This window comes from Achromobacter pestifer (assembly GCF_902859625.1).
Lineage (GTDB): Bacteria > Pseudomonadota > Gammaproteobacteria > Burkholderiales > Burkholderiaceae_B > Achromobacter > Achromobacter pestifer.
In genome coordinates this window covers 79,509-95,183 of the sequence record NZ_CADIJX010000007.1, presented here as the reverse complement: position 1 = coordinate 95,183, position 15,675 = coordinate 79,509, and the positions used below count along the sequence as shown (strand labels likewise).

15 protein-coding genes are annotated in these 15,675 nt (G+C 64.6%); 9 read left to right on the top strand and 6 right to left on the bottom strand.

Annotated features, from left to right (window positions below; genetic code table 11):
- The first annotated feature begins 2 nt into the window (after nt 1-2).
- Together HV753_RS23870 and HV753_RS23865 are read left to right on the top strand one after the other, a co-directional pair.
- The gene (locus HV753_RS23870; RefSeq protein ID WP_175177064.1) at nt 3-461 is read left to right on the top strand and encodes a GNAT family N-acetyltransferase; all 459 of its coding nucleotides are present in this window, start codon (nt 3-5) and stop codon (nt 459-461) included.
- Nucleotides 458-922, top strand: coding sequence for an HIT family protein (locus HV753_RS23865; protein WP_175177063.1), 465 nt, complete (start codon nt 458-460; stop codon nt 920-922). Before HV753_RS23870 ends, HV753_RS23865 begins: the two co-directional genes overlap by 4 nt.
- Nucleotides 923-964: 42 nt before the next feature.
- Here the strand turns inward: HV753_RS23865 and HV753_RS23860 are convergent, their stop codons facing one another.
- Together HV753_RS23860 and HV753_RS23855 are read right to left on the bottom strand one after the other, a co-directional pair.
- Nucleotides 965-2,119: a glycosyltransferase gene (locus HV753_RS23860; protein WP_175177062.1), complete on the bottom strand. Its 1,155-nt coding sequence runs from the start codon at nt 2,117-2,119 to the stop codon at nt 965-967.
- Nucleotides 2,116-2,493, bottom strand: coding sequence for a hydrogenase (locus HV753_RS23855; RefSeq protein WP_175177061.1), 378 nt, complete (start codon nt 2,491-2,493; stop codon nt 2,116-2,118). Before HV753_RS23855 ends, HV753_RS23860 begins: the two co-directional genes overlap by 4 nt.
- A 322-nt stretch (nt 2,494-2,815) precedes the next feature.
- Between HV753_RS23855 and nhaA the strand changes: the two genes are divergently transcribed.
- Together nhaA and HV753_RS23845 are read left to right on the top strand one after the other, a co-directional pair.
- A complete protein-coding gene (nhaA, locus tag HV753_RS23850; protein WP_175177060.1) occupies nt 2,816-4,036 on the top strand; it encodes a Na+/H+ antiporter NhaA in 1,221 nt (406 codons plus the stop codon).
- Between the two features lie 56 nt (nt 4,037-4,092).
- Nucleotides 4,093-4,482, top strand: a complete 390-nt coding sequence (locus HV753_RS23845; RefSeq protein WP_175177059.1) for a DUF488 domain-containing protein — start codon at nt 4,093-4,095, stop codon at nt 4,480-4,482.
- Between the two features lie 13 nt (nt 4,483-4,495).
- On the opposite strand, the gene HV753_RS23840 is transcribed toward HV753_RS23845, so the two are convergent.
- Complete coding sequence (locus HV753_RS23840) at nt 4,496-5,206, bottom strand: N-acetylmuramoyl-L-alanine amidase family protein (RefSeq protein WP_246288377.1); 711 nt, start codon at nt 5,204-5,206, stop codon at nt 4,496-4,498.
- Nucleotides 5,207-5,588: 382 nt separating this feature from the next.
- Between HV753_RS23840 and HV753_RS23835 the strand changes: the two genes are divergently transcribed.
- Both HV753_RS23835 and tenA read left to right on the top strand, forming a co-directional pair.
- Entirely contained in the window at nt 5,589-6,374 is a 786-nt protein-coding gene (locus HV753_RS23835; RefSeq protein WP_175177058.1) for a 3-hydroxybutyrate dehydrogenase, read from the top strand.
- Between the two features lie 95 nt (nt 6,375-6,469).
- The gene (gene tenA, locus HV753_RS23830; protein WP_175177057.1) at nt 6,470-7,132 is read left to right on the top strand and encodes a thiaminase II; all 663 of its coding nucleotides are present in this window, start codon (nt 6,470-6,472) and stop codon (nt 7,130-7,132) included.
- Nucleotides 7,133-7,185: 53 nt separating this feature from the next.
- Here the strand turns inward: tenA and HV753_RS23825 are convergent, their stop codons facing one another.
- The 3 genes from HV753_RS23825 to HV753_RS23815 all read right to left on the bottom strand — a co-directional run bounded on the left by HV753_RS23825 (nt 7,186) and on the right by HV753_RS23815 (nt 11,390).
- Nucleotides 7,186-9,579 carry a TonB-dependent siderophore receptor gene (locus tag HV753_RS23825; protein WP_246288386.1) on the bottom strand — a complete coding sequence of 798 codons (2,394 nt, stop codon included), beginning with the start codon at nt 9,577-9,579 and terminating at the stop codon, nt 7,186-7,188.
- A 297-nt stretch (nt 9,580-9,876) separates the two neighbouring features.
- Nucleotides 9,877-10,872: a FecR family protein gene (locus HV753_RS23820; protein WP_175177056.1), complete on the bottom strand. Its 996-nt coding sequence runs from the start codon at nt 10,870-10,872 to the stop codon at nt 9,877-9,879.
- An 11-nt stretch (nt 10,873-10,883) separates the two neighbouring features.
- Nucleotides 10,884-11,390, bottom strand: a complete 507-nt coding sequence (locus HV753_RS23815; RefSeq protein ID WP_175177055.1) for an RNA polymerase sigma factor — start codon at nt 11,388-11,390, stop codon at nt 10,884-10,886.
- Between the two features lie 140 nt (nt 11,391-11,530).
- On the opposite strand from HV753_RS23815, the gene HV753_RS23810 reads away from it, so the two are divergent.
- From HV753_RS23810 to HV753_RS23800, 3 genes are all read left to right on the top strand, one after another.
- Nucleotides 11,531-12,292 (top strand): uracil-DNA glycosylase, encoded by a 762-nt coding sequence (locus tag HV753_RS23810; protein WP_175177054.1) that lies wholly within the window; start codon nt 11,531-11,533, stop codon nt 12,290-12,292.
- Between the two features lie 279 nt (nt 12,293-12,571).
- The gene (locus tag HV753_RS23805) at nt 12,572-14,368 is read left to right on the top strand and encodes a DEAD/DEAH box helicase (protein ID WP_175177053.1); all 1,797 of its coding nucleotides are present in this window, start codon (nt 12,572-12,574) and stop codon (nt 14,366-14,368) included.
- A gap of 91 nt (nt 14,369-14,459) precedes the next feature.
- Entirely contained in the window at nt 14,460-15,647 is a 1,188-nt protein-coding gene (locus tag HV753_RS23800; protein ID WP_175177254.1) for a class I SAM-dependent methyltransferase, read from the top strand.
- Nucleotides 15,648-15,675: the final 28 nt, after the last annotated feature.

Sequence of the window (15,675 nt, the reverse complement as noted above, 5' to 3'; positions counted from 1 at the left end):
CCATGAGCACCGCCAGTACCGCCCACATCCGCCCCATCGTCGCCGCCGACTTTGAAGTCTGGCTGCCACTCTGGAAGGGTTACCAGGAGTTCTACCGCGTCAGCATCGACGACGCCGTGACGCGCAACACCTGGGCACGCTTCCTGGATCCGGCCGAACCCATGCACGCGGCGCTGGCCTACGAAAACGGCCGCGCGATCGGCATGGTGCACTGGATTTTCCACCGATCCACCTGGACGGCGGGCGACTACTGCTACCTGCAAGACCTGTACGTGGACCCGGACTTGCGCGGCACGGGCGCCGGCCGCAAGCTGATTGAACATGTCTATGCCGAAGCCGCGGCCAATAACTGTGCGCGCGTGTATTGGCTGACCCACGAAACCAACGCCCCGGCCATGCAGCTGTATGACCGCATTGCCGACCGTTCCGGTTTCATCCAGTACCGCAAGGTGATGACTTGAGCACGCGCGACCCGAACTGCCCCCTGTGCCTGGAAGATGGCGGCACGCTGCTGTGGCGCGGCCCGCATCTGCGCGTGATTGAAGCGGGCGACGCCGACTACCCCGGCTTCACCCGAGTGATCTGGAACGCCCATCTGGCCGAAATGACCAGCCTGTCCACGCATGGGCGTGATCTGCTGATGCGCGCCGTGTACGCGGTGGAAGAAGCGCAGCAGTCCATCCTTGCGCCTGACAAGATCAATCTGGCTTCATTGGGCAACATGGTGCCGCACCTGCACTGGCATGTGATTCCGCGCTGGCGCGGCGACCGCCATTTCCCTGACCCGATCTGGGCGACGCCCCGCATCGCGCCCGGCACGGAATCGGCGGAATGGGCGCAACGGCAGGCACGCACGCAGGCATTGCTGCCACGCTACCGCAATCGTGTCGTCGAAGCCATGAACGCGCTACTGATGCATTGAACGCCCGGGCCGCCACCGGCCCGGCCACGCCCCACGGCAGTCTCAGGCGGCGCGCAACCGGCGGCCCAGCTCGTTCAGCCAATGGGCGTAGACATGTTCCACCTGGCCTGCCGTGCGTTCCGCCGAAAACAGGCCACGGCCGCGGATCAATTCGCGGCCCGCATCGCCCATCCGGCGCCGCATGGCCGGGTCCAGCAGCAGGGTTTCCAACGCCTGCGCCAGCGCCGCGGGATCACGCGCCGGCACCAGCAGCCCGGTCACGCCTTCCTGCATGGTTTCCGGAACGCCGCCCACGTTCGTGCCGATCACCGGCAAGCCCATCGCCGCGGCCTCGATGAACACGGTGCCCAGCGCCTCGCGGTGCGTGGGCAGCGCAAAAACGTCCATGGCCATCAACACGTTGCCGATATCCTGCCTGCGGCCCATGAAATGCACGCGAGGAGCCAGCCCCAATGCTGACACCTTGGCCTGCATTTGGTCGAACACGGGCATGCCATCGCCCACCAGAACCAGATGCGCTGACGGCACGCGCGCCGCGACTCGATGAAATGCGTCGATGAGGTCGCAATGCCCTTTCTCGGCACGCATCACCGCCACGCAGCCCACCACCAGGGCGTCCTCGGGCAAGTTCAATTCGCGGCGGACGCAAGCGCCTTCACGCACCTGCGGCAGCACGACCGGAGAGTGGATCGTGGCGACAGATTCTGGCCGCGCGCCGCCTTCCAGCAACTGGTTGCGCACGTAGCCGCTGACGGCAATGACCCGGTGCGCCAGCCAGGTGTAGGCATAGAGGGAATTGATGGGCTTGGCCAGATGCCGCGTTCGCACGATCAGCGGCGTGGCGGCCAGGCGCGCGGCAATGGCCGCCAGGACAGTATCGCGCCGGCTGTGGGTGTTCACGACATCGAAGCGTTCGCGTCGCAGCAAGCGCCGCACGAATGCCACGCCCCGCAAGAAGTTGCCCGGGCCGTCCATGACGATGCGGTGTACCGTGAACCCGGCCTGGTCCAGGCGGTCTCCCAGTTCGGCCCCCGGCTGGCACACCAGCTCAAGGTGATGGCCACGATCGCGCATGGCGATCATCTCTTTGTAGATGCAGAATTCCTGGCCACCAAACGATGTGGCGGCCTCCGTATGCAGAATGCGCAGACGGACACCCGCAACGGCAGTTTGCGGTTCAGCGGGAGAGAACGTCATGACGGCAGGGCCTCGGCGGCGTGGGGCTCGTTCCAACTGCGGTTCTGCGATAGCAGATAGGCTTCCAAATAGGCGACGTCATCCCGCTCCAGCGGTAGCGCGCCCTGGGTTCGGCACTCGTGCGCGCAATCAGACGCCGCCAGCTGACGGCCTTGCCATACGCGGACGGCACCGGTGCGTGAAAAGTCGAAACACGCCCCCTCGCGTTGCCACGTCAAAAGGCGCATGCTGGGCGTCAGGCGCGCGACGTGATAGCTGCCGTGCGAGCTTGGGCCGGCGGGCGCGTCCAAAGACTCTCCCACATCGACCAGACGGCTCGTGGCGCCGGGCTTGCCAGGCGTGTAGATCAACACGGATAGGGGAAGTAGAGGCATGTGCTAGCAAGATTCGCCAGGCGGCGTTGCTAGCCACAAACTGGTCATGATGTTCAAGAAATAAATGACTTTTGAAGTCAGCTGAAATATTTATTACATTCCAAAACACCAACGACCGAAATTTAATCGAAATCCTCTGGGAAGTCATCCGGGTCGCCCGCAAATTCGCAAAACCAGATTTATCTGAGGATCGCCGCGACTTTTCAATAATTGACCGCAAATGGGCCAACGTTAGGCGGCGAATGCCAGAAATTGAAAAATCATTCAGTTAAAATTCAGTTTAGCGTTGCCATCTTAACAAAACTGTCCCCAAGGAGACCCAGTGAACCCGCAGGTTCCGCGCCCTTCCCGCTCCCCCTCATTCCTCCAGGCATTCCTGAAATCCGAAGCACTAGGCGGCTATGTGCTCATGGTCGCCGCGCTGGTTGCCCTGATCATCGCCAATAGTCCGGTCGCACCGATCTACTTTGATGTGCTGGGAACCAAACTGGGCTTCCAGGCAGGGCCCGTCCTGCTCAAGGAAACCGTGTTGCACTGGATCAACGATGGCCTGATGGCCGTGTTCTTCCTGCTGGTGGGGCTGGAGATCAAGCGTGAGGTGCTGGACGGCCAGCTACGCGGCGCGGGAAGAATCGTCCTGCCGGGCATCGCCGCCCTGGGCGGCATGGTGGTGCCCGCGCTGATCTACCTGCTGATCAATCAGGGCAGTCCCGAAACCTTGCGCGGCTGGGCGATCCCTGCCGCAACCGACATTGCCTTTGCGCTGGGCATCCTGGCGCTGCTGGGCAGCCGCGTGCCGACGTCCCTGAAGATTTTCCTGACCGCGCTGGCGATCCTGGACGATCTGGGCGCCATCGTCATCATTGCGCTGTTCTACACCTCTCAGCTGAAAGTCTTCGCGCTGATCATGGCCGGCGCCTTGCTCGCTTGCCTGTTCTGCCTGAACCGCGCGGGCGTGCTGCGGCTGACCCCGTACCTGCTGATCGGCGCCCTGCTGTGGTATTTCGTGCTGAAGTCCGGCGTGCATGCCACCCTGGCTGGCGTGGCGCTGGCGCTGACGATCCCGCTGCGGCCGCGCAACGCGGGCAAGCCCGAGGCGCATTCCCCGCTGCATGACCTGGAACATGCATTGCACAAACCCGTTGCCCTGTTGATCGTGCCGCTATTCGGCTTCGCCAACGCGGGCGTTTCCTTTGCCGGCATGGGCTTGGCCAGCCTGGCGCAGCCGGTGCCGCTAGGCGTGGCGCTGGGCTTGTTCCTGGGCAAGCAACTGGGCGTATTCGGTTTTGCCTGGCTGGCCATCAAGACTGGCGTCGCCAGCCTGCCGCGCCATGCCTCGTTCACGCAGTTATACGGCGTGGCGCTGCTGTGCGGCATTGGCTTCACAATGAGCCTCTTCATCGGCGCGCTGGCCTTCACCGACGCGGCCACCGTGGACGCCACCAAGATCGGCGTGCTGACGGGATCGCTCGTGTCGGCCGTGGGGGGATTCCTGCTGCTGCGCCTGTGCCGCCCCCCCGCCGAACCCGCCCCGCCGCGTTGACGCCCGCCCTGCGAACGTTGCGGTAGACTGGCCGCAACGTTTTCGCAGGAGGCGTGATGAAGCAACTCCCCATCCTCGTACAGCGCGTCTATGAAGGCACCGGCCCCCAAGGCAATTACCGGGCGTTGGTGGACCGCATGTGGCCGCGCGGCCTGCGCCGGGCCGACTTGGGCCTGGACGAATGGGCGCGCGACATCGCGCCCACCGCCGACCTGTGCAAATGGTTCAGCCACGTCGATGAACGCTGGGAGGCGTTCCGCACCCAATACCTGGCCCAATTGGCCACGCCCGAGCAGCAGGCCCGCATGGCCGCGCTGCTGGCAGCGGCCGGCGCACGCCCCCTGACGCTGCTATACGGCGCACGCAATACCGAACACAACCAAGCCATCGTCCTGTGCGATGCGTTGCAGGATTACGCGCGGCGGCATCGCACCCGCGCGGCCTGACGCCGCCGGCCGGCTATGGCTGCTGGCACGCATGCGCGCCGCCTGCAATCGCTTGCGCCACCCGCTTGATCACCTCGGGCCGGGCCAGGCGCCGCTCTTCATCCGGGTTCACGATCACGCCCACTTCCACCAGCACGGCGGGCATGGGCGCGGTCTTCAACACGGCCAATCCGTCAAAGCGGTGCACGCCCAGGCGTGGGTCGATCAGCGGCCGGTTCTCGCCGGCGATCGGTTCCGCGTGATACAGCGAAGGCTTTTCCCCCGCCGCCAGCAATTGTTCCCCGATGGCCCGGGCGCATCGCAGGCTTTGCTCGTACTTGGTGTTGCGTTCCGAGACAAAAATGGAAAAGCCCGCGAACTCGCGCTGGCGGCCCGCGTCGATGTACTTCTGCTGCATCGAGTCATGATGGATCGACACGAAGAAATCCGCCGTCGGCGCGACCCGGGCACGTTTTCCCAATTCCACTTCGGCGCCATTCGCCGCCACTTGGGTCACGCGGTCGCCAGCGGCACGCAGATCAGCCGCCACCAGATTGCTGACATCCAGGTTGTACAGGTATTCCACGCGCCCGCTGGCGCCCGTGGCGCCCGGCCGGTTGGGGGTATGCCCGGTATCCACCACGATGTGCGCGGCCTGGGCCAGCGGCGCCAGCAACAGGATGCCCGCGCACAGCGGCACGCGGGCCGCAGGCCCCAGAAGACGACGGAAGAAGGTAGATGCCACGTCGATGATCGCCTGAATAAGTGAAGGCGCCTGGATTCCGCCCAGCCGCCGGGATGGCCCGGATTCTCTCGCAGCACCGCGGGTCCGGCAACGGATTAAAACGATTGTTCCAGCCACTCGTAACAATGCCCGCCGGCGATGCTTCCGAGTTCGCGCCGCCCGCCGGACGCAAATGACATAACCCGTTACCCCCATTGGGCACCCGACAATCCACTGGCGTTCAGGCAGCGCTCAAGCTGAGGCGCTACCATCCAGAGATGCTCCTTGCATCAGTCGGCGCCCGCGCCGTTCCGTGCAAGGCCTGTCGCCGGCTACGCCCCGCGCCAACAAGCGCCATGCGTAGGTGCGAATTCGCCGGCATCCCCTACCCGGAGGTTGCAGCATGAACCCGTTGAATGGAAAAGTCGCCGTCGTGACCGGCGCCGCCAGCGGCATTGGCAAAGAGATCGCCCTGACCCTCGCACGCGCAGGCGCAACCATCGCGATCGCCGACCTGAATCAGGCCGGCGCAGACGCGGTTGCCAGCGAAATCGAGCAGGCTGGCGGCAAGGCGATGGGCGTGGAAATGGACGTGACCAGCGAAGACGCGGTGAACCAGGGCATCGACAAGGTTGCCGCCGCCTATGGCAGCATCGACATCCTGATTTCCAATGCCGGCATCCAGATCGTCAACCCCATCGAGAACTATGCCTTCTCGGATTGGAAGAAGATGCAGGCCATCCATGTGGACGGCGCGTTCCTGACGACCAAGGCGGCGCTCAAGCACATGTACAAGGACAAGCGCGGCGGCGTGGTCATCTACATGGGCTCGGTGCATTCCCATGAAGCCTCTCCGCTGAAGTCGGCCTACGTGGCCGCCAAGCATGCGCTACTGGGCCTGGCCCGCGTGCTGGCCAAGGAAGGCGCCGCGCACAACGTGCGTTCGCACGTCATCTGCCCGGGCTTCGTGCGCACGCCGCTGGTGGAAAAGCAGATTCCTGAGCAAGCCAAGGAATTGGGCATCAGCGAAGAGGACGTGGTCAAGAAGGTGATGTTGGGCGATACGGTGGACGGCGTGTTCACCACCGTCGAAGACGTGGCGCAGACGGCCCTGTTCCTGTGCACCTTCCCCAGCGCGGCCCTCACGGGTCAGTCGTTCGTGGTCAGCCACGGCTGGTACATGCAATAAGCGAACTTGCTACCCTTATGCCGTGAACCGGCGCGCGCACGATGCGCGCCGGCCGTCATTGGCCTTCACTGGCCGCCATTGGCATAAGGAATTCCATGTCTTTCAGCTCTGACGCCTGGGCGCGCAATGCCGCGCTCTACGAGAAAACGCGCGACATGCCGTTCAACCAGGAACTGGCCAGCGGCCAGCTTGATGAGAACGCTTTCAAGCACTACATGATCCAGGACGCGCACTACCTGGTCGCGTTTGGGCGCGCACTGGCCATCGCAGCCGGCAAGGCTGACGACGCCGATGGGGTGGTGCAGTTCGCAGATGCGGCCAAGGGCGCCGTGGTGGCCGAACGCACGCTGCACGCAGGCTTCATGAAGCAATTCGGCATTGATGCCGCCACCTTCGAGGCCACGCCGCTCTCGCCCGCCAGCCATCACTACACCAGCTTCCTGATCGCCACCGCCTGGAGCGCGCCGTATCCCGTGGCGCTGGCGGCCTTGCTGCCATGCTTCTGGATCTACGCCGAGATCGGGCGCGAGATCCATGCGCATGCAACGCGCCCGAACCCCTACGCCGCCTGGATCGACACCTATGCGGGCGACGAATTCCACGCGCTGGTGCAAGCGGTGATCGCGTCGGTGGATCGCGCAGCTGACAAGGCGTCGGCGCAAACACGTGAAGCGATGCATGAGGCCTATACGCACGCCGCCCAGCTGGAATGGATGTTCTGGGATTCGGCCCACCGCCAGGCGGGCTGGCCGGTCTGAATCCGGCGCGGGATGGAAGCGCGCCGGTTCCTGCGCGCGCCCCATCGCGGTATCTAGAACTGGTAGCGCGTGCTCAGCAGGACGCTACGCGGCGTGCCGAAATAGTTGCCGCCGTTATTGCCTTGCAGCGATTCAAAGTAGCGCTTGTCGAACAGGTTGTTCACGTTCAGCTGGATATCCAGCTGACGGTTGACCTGGTATCCCGCCACCAGATCAACCACCGCGTAGGGAGATTGTTTCACCACATACCCCGCGCTGCTGGTGAGCGACTGCGTCGTGATCTTGCTTTGCGCGCGCAACGCGCCGCCGACGCGCCATCTTTCGTACGCATCCGGCAGGTGGTACATCGCCGCCAGCTTGAACTGATGCTGCGGGATGTAGCTGGCGTAGGGCTGGCCCGCCGCGCCGTCCACGCCGCCTGAGGAAACCTTGGCCCGGGTGTACGAATAGCCGATGCCCACGTTCAAGCGCGGCAGCAATTCGCCATTGATATCGATCTCCACCCCTTCGCTCTTCACCTCGCCCACTGCGCGATAGCAGTTGGTGGCCACAAAGCACGAGGCAATGTCCGTCACGGCTTGCGGCAAGTTGGTCTGAGTGGTGGAGAACAGCGCGATGGCGGCGTTGACCCGTTCGTCCAGGTAGCTGCCCTTCAGGCCGATTTCGTAATTGGTGCCTTCGACCGGCTTGAGCACGGTGCCGGACGTGTCCAGGTAGTACTGCGGCTTGAAGATGCTGGAGTAACTGGCGTAGACCGAGTGGTTGTCGTTCAGGTCGTAGATCAACGCGGCGTAGGGCGTGAAGTGGGCGTCTTCGCCGAACTTGCGGTCACTGCTCCAGCTGCCCTGCGTCTGCTTGTTGTCGAAGTCGAACCAATCCATCCGCGCGCCCAGGATCATGCTCAACGGATCGGCCAGGCGGAAGCGGCCCGTGGCATAAGCCGAGGTCAGTTCCGAACGCTGATCGCGGCGCCACATCGTGTCCTTGACGAAATCCTGGCGATGCAACGAATCGGGATTCCACGTGTACGGATTGACGCCCGAGACCATCAGGTAGCCGCCCGGTTCGTCCAGATAGCTATAACCGTTGTCCAGCCACCGGTCGTTGCGATAGCTCGCGCCCACCGCGATGTCATGTTCGCGGCCGAACAGCATGATGGGGCCTTGCGCGGACAAGTCGAAGCTGCGCTGCTTCTTGTCGTAGTCGTAGCGGCCACCCATCACGTCATACACGATGCCGCCCTGCGCGTCATAGTCGCCGGAGACGAAGTACGCCCCATCCAGCGACGATTTTCCATTCACCCCGCGAGCTGCGGCGCGCGCGACCCAGCCGTTGTCGAAAGAGTGCTTCAGTTCGGCAAAGAGGCTGTATTCACTTTTGTCCCAGTAGCTCCATGATGGCGAGAACCGGCGTGACCGCCGGATGTCCAGCGGCGACCCATCGGGCGCGGTCGGCACCCCCATCCATTCAGAGCCCGGATTGTCTTCGCGGTTGGAGTGGCCGCCCAGGGTCAGCGTCGTGTTGGCGGTCAGATCAATGTCCACCACGCCGTAATACAGCTGCTTGCGGCTGCTGTAGCCGTCGGTGAAGTAATCGCGGGATTGCTGCGACGTGACGAAGCGTCCACGCACGGAACCACTGTCGTTCAACGGGCCGCTGGCATCGAATTCGCCCGAGAAATTGTTCCAGGAGCCTGCACGCGCGGTCGCGATGAATTGCGCGGCATCGGTCGGCTGCTTGCGCACGAAGTTGATGGTGCCGGACGGATCGCCCATGCCGGTCATCAGGCCGGTCGGCCCGCGCACGACTTCCACGTGGTCATACATCGCCGTGGTGCTGTAAGTCGACGTGTCCGTCTCGTAGGACACGGGCAGGCCATCCATCAGGAACGTGTTGATCGTGAAGCCGCGCGAGAAATATCGCGATCGGTCATTGCTCCAATGGTTGACCGTGACGCCGGTCGTGCTGTTGGCCACGTCATCGATCGTCTGCATGGCGAAGTCGTCCAGCTTCTGCCGGGTGATCACGCTGACGGACTGCGGCGTTTCCTGGATGGTCAGCGGCAGCTTGGTGGCGGTGCTCATCGCGCCGGTCGTATAGGATCCCGTGTCTTCGGTGATGGAGTTGCCTTTGCCCACGACCGTGATGGTGTTCATCGTGACGCTTGTCGCATCCGCTTCGCGCGACACGGACACATTGCTGCCAGATCGTTCAAACACCAGCCCGGAGCCCGCCAACAAGGCTCGCAACGCCTGATCCGGCGTCAGGTTTCCTGACACGGCCGGCGCGCGCATGCCGCGCACCGTATCGGGCGCATAGGCCAATTCCAAGGCGGCCTGCGTGGCCAGCTGCGTCAACGCGCCTTCCAGCGACTGCGCGGGAATGTTCAAGGACAGCGGCGCTTCCTGCGCCTGGGCCTCGTGCTGCGGCAGCGCTAGCGCCAGCATCAGGGACAGGGCCAGCACGGTCAGCCCGCGCGTCGGCGCAGCGGGCAGCGACGCCCAGCGCGGAAGGGATCCAGAGGGTTTACGGTTCACGGGAAAAGCGTTCCTGGAAGGGTCTTGAGAAGCGCCAGTCAGCCGATTGCGGAAGACTCGGGCGGCGCAGCGGCATCGGATCGATGCCCTTGGAGGACAAGACGCCTGTCGCGAACAAATCCCTGATGAAAATAAGCGACCCAATAGAAACCAGATGTAACTATGGCGATATCATTGATGCGCGGCAGCGCCCGCCGTTCATGCGCCTTAGCGACGCACGATCACAGGCGAGCCGTCGGCGCCGTTTTGCACGCGCACTGGCGCGATCGCGGGCAATAAGTCCAGGAACGCGCGGGGATTGTCGACGCTGAACACGCCGGAAATCCGCATCGATTCCACGCCCGGGCCGGATATGCGGATCGGCGTGTGTCCGTAGCGATTCATTTCGGACACCGCTTCAGACAACGAGACGTCGCGGAACACCGTTCTGCCGCGATGCCAGGCCAGCAGGTTCGCCACGTCCACCGTTTCGACAGGCGACAGACCTCCCTCCGCCAGCGTGTGCGTGCCTTGCCCTGCACTCAGCAATACCTGGCTACGGTTCCACCAGCGGCCTGACTCGACCGCCACCGTGCCGGAGTCGACCGCCACGCGCACCGCGTCGCCCTCACGCCGTACGTTGAACCGCGTTCCCGTGACCCGCACGGTGGTGCCGCCCGCCTCGACATAGAACGGCCGGCTTTGATCCGGCGTGACCGAGAACGTGGCTTCTCCTGCGTCAAGCGTCACCACGCGGCGGTCGGCGTAGAGCTTGGCCGACAGTTGCGTCGCCGTGTTCAAGTCAACCACCGAAGCATCGGGCAATGACACATGCTGGCGCTGCCCGGGCGGCGTGCCGTACTGCGCCGCGTAGTCAGCGTCGCCCGCGTTCCATCGTGGCAGCAGCACCCCCGCGACCACGGCGGCAGTACAGGCGACAGCGAGCCCCGCCATCAGGCGTCGGCGCGCGGGCCTTGGCTGGCGGGATGCGGCAGGCAATTCTTGCACCAGGGCACGCAGCCTGTCGGCGCCCAACTGGCCGCTGGCGTTCCAGATGCCGCGCGCGCGCCGGTACTCCAGATCGTGGGCAGGGTCCGCCCGCAGCCATGCGTCGAACGCCTGCCGTTCAGACTGGCTCATCTGCTCGGAATGCACACGGGCAAACCAATAGGCGGCCGCGTCGCGGGGATCGGTCAGGGTGTCTGGGTTGATGGGGTCTGTCATTGCGCGGCGGATCAATCCGGGCAGAAGTGTTGCAGCTGGTCGCGGACTTCTCGCGTGGCGTCCATGATATAGCGCTCGACCGTATTCAGCGCCAGACCCATCCGCGCGGCGACTTCAGGCTGCGAATAGCCTTCAAGCCGACACCAGACGTAGGCTTGCCGCTTCTTGAGGGGCAAGCTGGCCAAGGCCCGTTCCAGCGCGTCGGCCAACTGGCGGGCGCGCACGCTGGATTCGGGGTCGTGCCACTGCGCGGGGTCATCCACCGCCCAGGCCTCCAGGGCGACCTCATCCTGCCGGGTCTGCCGCCGGATCTCACTGATCAGCCGGTTTTGCGCTGCCCGGTATAGATACGACTTGCCATTCAGCACACCGCTGTTGCCGCCGGTCAGCAGACCGGCCATCACATCCTGCGCGGCGTCCTCGGCATCGCAGGGCCTTGAATTGCGCTTGGCCCACGCGCCCACCAACTCGCCGTAATGGGCAAGCCAACCCTTCAGGTTGCTGGGAGGACGGGACATGGCGGCAAACGCGGCTAAGGCATGAAGCCGGCAATATTAACAATGATTCTCAATTCGTAAATAGTATCCGTCCTCGGACAGGGCCACGCGCGCCACGACACTCGGGCACGCAGCACGCGCGCTATGCCAAAATCGCGCCCATGCCGATCGATAACCGCCTTATCCCCAACGCGCTGGCCACCCAGACGGCGCAACTTCCCGACGCCTGGGCCGCCGCGTTTGCGCCGCAAGCCGTCGCCGACGCGCTGGCCGCCGTCACCGCGCACGTGGAAAAACGCCTCGCCGAAGGTGCGGTGGTCTATCCGGCCACCCCATTCCGGGCCCTGCATGGCTTGGCCCCATCGGACGTGCGCGTGGTGATCCTGGGCCAAGATCCGTATCACGGCCCCGGCCAGGCCCAGGGCCTGGCGTTTTCCGTGCCCGACGACTGCAAGCGTCCGCCCAGCCTGCGCAACATCTTCAATGAGATCGCGCAGGAATTTCCGGGAACGCCCGTGCCGACAGGCAACGACCTGAGCCCCTGGGCCGATCAGGGCGTGCTGTTGCTGAATACCGCGCTGACGGTGGAGGACGGCCAACCCGCGTCCCACGCCAAGCGTGGATGGGAAACCGTGACCGATGCACTGATTTCACGAGTGGCGCTGGACCCGTCGCCCAAGGTCTTCATGCTTTGGGGCGCCCATGCGCAGGCCAAGCGAATGTTGCTTCCCAGCAACAGTGACCATCTCATCCTGATGTCCAATCATCCCTCCCCGCTTTCCGCGAGGAGGCCGCCCGTGCCATTTCTGGGCTGCGGCCATTTCCGCACGACCAATGACTGGCTGGCGAACCAAGGGAAAAACCCTATTGATTGGGCACTGGACAAAAAAATAATTCCCCTGCAAGGCGAATTCGGGTTATGATCGCCGCACTGCACAAAAAGAGTTCGGCATTTACCGCCTTGATTTAGCGGAATTTTTTGCAGTCTGCCGGGCAGCCTACGCCCCGGCCCCATGCCGAACTATCATCGATTCCTGACCTCCTTTCCTTTCGCCCTGCGTTCCAGTCTGTATACGAGAACGCGCCATGCGCACGGTTGATTCGGTCGGCACGATGCTCCATCAACCGTCGCCTGGATCCGGCCGCCTAATCCCCTGGCCCGACCAAGCACTGCGTCGCATTGATTGCGGCAAGGGAAAGTAATGTCTTTCGAAAACCTGGGTCTCGCACCCGCTCTGTTGTCGGCCGTTCAAGAAGCTGGCTTCAGCACCCCCACCCCCGTCCAAGCTGCTGCCATTCCGCAAGCGCTGGCTGGTCACGACCTGATGGTGTCCTCGCAGACGGGCAGCGGCAAGACCGCCGCCTTCATGCTGCCGGCCCTGCACCGCATTGCCCAGATGCCCGCCAACAAGGGCGTCGGCGTGCAAGTGCTGGTCTTGACCCCGACCCGCGAACTGGCTCTGCAAGTCACCGAAGCAACCGAAACGTATGGCCGCAAGCTGGCTGACCTGCGTACGGCCACCGTCGTCGGCGGCATGCCCTACGGCGCCCAACTGAAGGCGCTGTCGCGCCGCGTGGACGTCCTGGTCGCCACCCCCGGCCGCCTGATCGATCACCTGCAATCGGGCCGCGTCAAGCTGAACACCGTGCACACGCTGGTGCTGGACGAAGCCGACCGCATGCTGGACATGGGCTTCATCGAAGATATCGAGACCATCGTCGGCCGCCTGCCGGAAGATCGCCAAACGCTGCTGTTCTCGGCCACGCTGGACGGCACGATCGCCAGGCTGGCTGCGAAAATGATGCGCGACCCGCAGCGTATCGAATTGGCCGGCGCCAAGGAAAAGCACACCAACATCACGCAAAGCCTGCTGTACGCGGACGATGCCAGCCACAAGATGCAATTGCTGGATCACGTGCTGCGTGACGCCAAGCTGGACCAAGCCATTGTCTTCACGTCGACCAAGCGCGGCGCCGATGATCTGGCCGACCGCCTGGCCGACCAGGGTTTTGCCGCCGCTGCCCTGCACGGCGACATGAACCAGCGCCAACGCACCCGCACGCTGTCGCAACTGCAACGCGGCCAGCTGCGTATCCTGGTTGCCACCGACGTGGCTGCCCGTGGCATCGACGTGCAAGGCATCAGCCACGCCGTCAACTTCGACCTGCCGATGCAAGCCGAAGACTACGTGCACCGTATCGGCCGTACCGGCCGCGCCGGCCGCAGCGGCCTGGCGTTCACGCTGGCTACGCACTCCGAGCGCCACAAGGTTCGCCGTATCGAGCACTACATCGGCCAATCGATTACGCCTGAAGTGATCGCCGGTCTGGAACCCAAGCGCACCCCGCGTCCGTCGGCTGGTGGCAGCGGCGCCCCGCGTGGCGGCAAGCCTTTCGGCAAGCGCCCCGGTGGTTTCGGTGGTTCGCGCCATGAAGGCGGCGGCTACCAAGGCAACCGCGAAAACCGTTCGTTCGGCGGCCCCCGTGAAGGCGGCGCTCCCCGTGGCGAATTCAAGCCGCGTGAAGGTGGCTACCAGGGCAACCGCGACGGCGCTCCGCGCGAAGGCGGTTACCAAGGCAATCGCCCGTTCGGTGATCGTCCCCAGCGTTCGTTCGGCGACCGTCCCAGCTTTGGCGATCGTCCCCAGCGCGAAGGCGGCTACCAGGGCAATCGTCCCTTCGGCGACCGCCCCCCGCGTGAAGGCGGCTTCCGTGGCGGCGACCGTGATTCGCGTCCCAGCTTCAACGCTGACCGCCCCCAACGTGATGCCCGTCCGTTCAGCGAGCGCGCTCCCCGTGAAGGCGGTTTCCGCGGCGGCGACCGTGATGCCCGCCCGAGCTTCGGCGATCGCCCCAGCTTCGGCGACCGTCCGCAGCGCGAAGGTGGCTTCCGCGGCGGCGATCGTCCCGAAGGCGGCTTCCGTGCCAAGCCCTCGTTCGACAAGCGCCCCGGCGGCCCCGCCAAGCGCTTTGCCAAGCCGGCTGATCGCCGCGGCTAATCCGCCAGCTTGACCCCCATGCAAACCCCGCGCCTGTCGCGGGGTTTGTTTTTTGGGAAAATGACGGATTGATCCTATGCCTTCCTCGACCATGCAACGCCCTGCTCCCGCCAATCTTCCCCCGCTTTCCCCCACCGCCCAGGAACACAGCGATGCCGCCGCCGCGCATCTGCGCGCTGCGATCCTGGCCAATGGCGGCTGGTTGCCGTTTGATCATTGGATGGCGGAAGCGCTGTATGCGCCGGGACTGGGCTATTACGCGGCGGGCAACATCAAATTGGCTGATGCGGATGACGGCGCCAAGACGCCCGCCGGCGACTTTGTCACCGCACCACAACTGACGCCGCTATTTGCGCGCACCCTGGCCCGCCAGGTGGCGCAAGTGCTGCGCCAGACGCAGACGCAGGCCGTGCTGGAATTCGGCGCAGGCACCGGCGCCCTGGCCGAAGGCGTGCTGCGCGAACTGGATGCGCTGGGCCTGGACCAGACGCAATACCTGATCCTGGAAGTCTCCGCGGACCTGCGCGCACGCCAGGCTGAGCGACTGGCGCCGTTCGGCAGCCGCGTGCAATGGCTGGACGCGCTGCCCCATTCATTTGCCGGCTGCGTGCTGGCCAACGAAGTGCTGGACGCGATGCCCGTTTCCCTGTTTTCCTGGGACGCCGCTGGCGCCGTGCAAGAACGCGGCGTGGCACTGGACGCGGACCAGGGCTTCGTCTGGGAAGACCGTCCCGCCCCGCCCGCGCTGGCATCGGCCGTCGCGGCGCGCATGCCGGCGCTGCCCGGCTACGTGTCCGAGATCAATCTACAGGGCGAAGCCTGGATTGCGGCGATGGGCGCCTGGCTGGAACGCGGCGCGGCGCTGCTGGTGGACTATGGCTTTCCGCGCAGCGAGTACTACCATCCGCAGCGCGCGGGCGGCACGCTCATGTGTCATTTGCGGCACCACGCGCATGGTGATCCCTTCACCGCGCCGGGCTTGCAGGACATTACCGCGCACGTGGACTTCACCGCCATGGCCGACGCGGCCTTGGAAGCCGGACTGCAAGTGCTGGGCTATACATCGCAGGCTCGCTTCCTGATGAACGCCGGCCTGATGGACTTGCTGGCACAACTGGATCCGTCGGACGCGCAACAGTATGCGCAAGCCGTGGCGCCGGTTCAGAAGCTGCTGTCTGAAGCCGAAATGGGCGAACTGTTCAAGGTACTGGCCGTGGGCCGGGGCATGACGGAACCGCTGGCCGGGTTCTCACGCGGGGATCGGCTGGGCAAGCTGTAGCGCGCTTGCGTGGCGGGGCGGCAAGCCG

Coding starts and splice junctions, on each gene's coding strand:
- HV753_RS23820 (WP_175177056.1), bottom strand. CDS start 10,872: ATGACAGACCCCATCAACCCAGACACCCTGACCGATCCCCGCGACGCG.
- tenA (WP_175177057.1), top strand. CDS start 6,470: ATGTCTTTCAGCTCTGACGCCTGGGCGCGCAATGCCGCGCTCTACGAG.
- HV753_RS23860 (WP_175177062.1), bottom strand. CDS start 2,119: ATGACGTTCTCTCCCGCTGAACCGCAAACTGCCGTTGCGGGTGTCCGT.
- HV753_RS23805 (WP_175177053.1), top strand. CDS start 12,572: ATGTCTTTCGAAAACCTGGGTCTCGCACCCGCTCTGTTGTCGGCCGTT.
- HV753_RS23815 (WP_175177055.1), bottom strand. CDS start 11,390: ATGTCCCGTCCTCCCAGCAACCTGAAGGGTTGGCTTGCCCATTACGGC.
- HV753_RS23825 (WP_246288386.1), bottom strand. CDS start 9,579: ATGCTGGCGCTAGCGCTGCCGCAGCACGAGGCCCAGGCGCAGGAAGCG.
- HV753_RS23835 (WP_175177058.1), top strand. CDS start 5,589: ATGAACCCGTTGAATGGAAAAGTCGCCGTCGTGACCGGCGCCGCCAGC.
- HV753_RS23810 (WP_175177054.1), top strand. CDS start 11,531: ATGCCGATCGATAACCGCCTTATCCCCAACGCGCTGGCCACCCAGACG.
- HV753_RS23800 (WP_175177254.1), top strand. CDS start 14,460: ATGCAACGCCCTGCTCCCGCCAATCTTCCCCCGCTTTCCCCCACCGCC.
- HV753_RS23845 (WP_175177059.1), top strand. CDS start 4,093: ATGAAGCAACTCCCCATCCTCGTACAGCGCGTCTATGAAGGCACCGGC.
- HV753_RS23870 (WP_175177064.1), top strand. CDS start 3: ATGAGCACCGCCAGTACCGCCCACATCCGCCCCATCGTCGCCGCCGAC.
- HV753_RS23855 (WP_175177061.1), bottom strand. CDS start 2,493: ATGCCTCTACTTCCCCTATCCGTGTTGATCTACACGCCTGGCAAGCCC.